This window comes from Rickettsia sp. Tenjiku01, from assembly GCF_001653015.1.
Taxonomy (GTDB): domain Bacteria; phylum Pseudomonadota; class Alphaproteobacteria; order Rickettsiales; family Rickettsiaceae; genus Rickettsia; species Rickettsia rickettsii.
Genome location: NZ_BCMR01000030.1, coordinates 1 through 2,032, shown reverse-complemented (window position 1 = coordinate 2,032; position 2,032 = coordinate 1). Strand labels below are relative to the sequence as shown.

Below are 2,032 nucleotides of genomic sequence, written 5' to 3'. Positions count from 1 at the left end.
TAAAATCGGCAATAATGTAGTATTTGCTAATTATGTAAGCCTAGCAGGTCATATTGGGGTAGGTGATTATGCAATAATCGGCGGACTGTCTGCCGTACATCAATATGCTAGAATCGGTGAATATTCGATGATCGGCGGGCTATCGCCGGTCGGAGCAGATGTAATACCATTTGGGCTTGTAAGTAGCAAACGTGCGGTGCTTGAGGGCTTAAATCTAATCGGTATGAATAGAAAAGGGTTTGATAAAGTAAAGTCTTTAAGTGCTTTAAAAGCTATCGAAGAAATCTTCTCAGGTGAAGGTAATTTTGCTGAGCGTATAAAACAAGTTGCTGAGAAATATAACAATAATTCTATAGTAATACAAATTATCGATTTTCTTAATCAAGATAGTAGTAGAGCATTTTGTCGTTTTGAGAAGTAAATTTATTTAACTAGTGATATGTAACACTTTGTATTACAATTAAATATTATAAGGAGGATAAAAATGACAAAAAGTATTACGACTAGTATACGCTTAGAAATAAATTTAAGTAAAAAACTTGAAAAAGTAACTTATGATTTACACCGTGAAAAAAGCTGGATAATTAGTGAAGCAATACGTATATATCTTAAACAACTAGAAAATTCAGACCTATCCAAAGAAGCTAAACGTCAATACTTATTAGCTAGTAAAGAAAACAATCCTGATGCCAACTTATGGTTAAAACACAATGAAGAAAGTTGGTTAGATGAATGGAAATAATAGAAATTAAAAAAAGATATATTGTTGTTGTTCAATCTAATTTATATACATCCCAGTATAACAGTTTGCCTTCTAACAACGGATTTAATAGATGCCCTACAACTTTTCACCTGTTATTGACTCCTACACAGAGCTAAATGGTCTTAATTTAGAATCTCATATTATGGTTGATGAAATTAGTGCTATAAGAAGTGATAAAATTCAAAAAAATTGGTGAATTATCACCTGAACAACTAGAAGAGTTAATTGAAGCTATTATATTAAATAATGGATGAATTAGCCACTAATTTTCTCATTTTTTCTTGCAAGGAGTTTTGGCGTAAACGAGTTTTCAAGCTCTTAAAATCAACTATTTCTGCATTTTGATTTTGCTGGCTACATGCAAAAATATATTTCTGCTCTCCTTTAACTTTTTGAATACATTGTCCGCAAATTCCTTTCATCATACATTGCATCGATGAATTAACGTTAACTATTATTTTTGTATTTTCACTGAATATTTCATTTTTTAGACTTTGCAATTCTTCTATTATTTCAGGAGAAGCATTAATTATTACTATATCCACTGAAACTAATTTACGGATTTTTATATCAGGATAGGTAACAAATATAACTTCATTATTATTTTCTTTTAGAACTTTTAATAAGCCTATATTACCGACTTCGAAATCAACAATAACTATTTTTTTATTTTGAGGTATTTCCAGCGGCGAACCTGTCGGTCCCATTAAAACTACTTTCTCATTTTCGGATAATGTTTTACATAAGCTAGTAGATTTACCGACTTCAAAAACTATAAAGCTAATTAAGCCTTTTTCTACATCAATATCGATAGGGCTTAAGGCTACAGGCTCTATTAACTTAGCAGCATCTTCAGAATAATTTTGTAAGCGAAAAAACTGTCCGAACTTAAAATTTTTAGCAGCAAGCGGCGAATGAATTATCAACTCAAAAGTTTTATCATCTAAAATATTTATTTTATTAACCCTAGAAGTCAGCAAATAATCAAGCTGCGTACAAAAATCTTTATAACTACCTTTAAAGCTAGGATTATTATTTATAAGCTTTTTGTTAATAGCGTCGTACCCTTCTTTGGTACTAGCAAGAGCCTTCACTACACTACCCGAATATTTAGGATTACAATCACCGAAATAACTATATTTATCCTCATCGAATTGAGTGTTATTTTCTATACCGATTGCCATAATCACGGTTTTGGTTTTGATGTCATTGCGAGGAAATGCGTAGCATTGACGCGGCAATCTTGTTAAGCCAAACTCCTGAGATTGC

Annotated in this window: 1 protein-coding gene and 3 pseudogenes; 3 read left to right on the top strand and 1 reads right to left on the bottom strand. The window is 31.5% G+C overall.

The genetic code is table 11. The features are described from left to right. The 3 genes and pseudogenes from TENJIKU01_RS06770 to TENJIKU01_RS10840 all read left to right on the top strand — a co-directional run. Positions 1 to 421 (top strand): annotated as a pseudogene (locus tag TENJIKU01_RS06770) (acyl-[acyl-carrier-protein]--UDP-N-acetylglucosamine O-acyltransferase); the annotation flags it as partial. A 63-nt stretch (positions 422 to 484) separates the two neighbouring features. Further along, positions 485 to 742: a CopG family ribbon-helix-helix protein gene (locus tag TENJIKU01_RS06765; RefSeq protein ID WP_064429673.1), complete on the top strand. Its 258-nt coding sequence runs from the start codon at positions 485 to 487 to the stop codon at positions 740 to 742. After that, a pseudogene (locus TENJIKU01_RS10840) lies at positions 733 to 959 on the top strand (type II toxin-antitoxin system PemK/MazF family toxin). The gene TENJIKU01_RS06765 and the pseudogene TENJIKU01_RS10840 overlap by 10 nt, the downstream one beginning before the upstream one ends. Positions 960 to 1,002: 43 nt before the next feature. Here the strand turns inward: TENJIKU01_RS10840 and TENJIKU01_RS06760 are convergent. Next, a pseudogene (locus tag TENJIKU01_RS06760) lies at positions 1,003 to 2,032 on the bottom strand (2-polyprenylphenol hydroxylase); the annotation flags it as partial.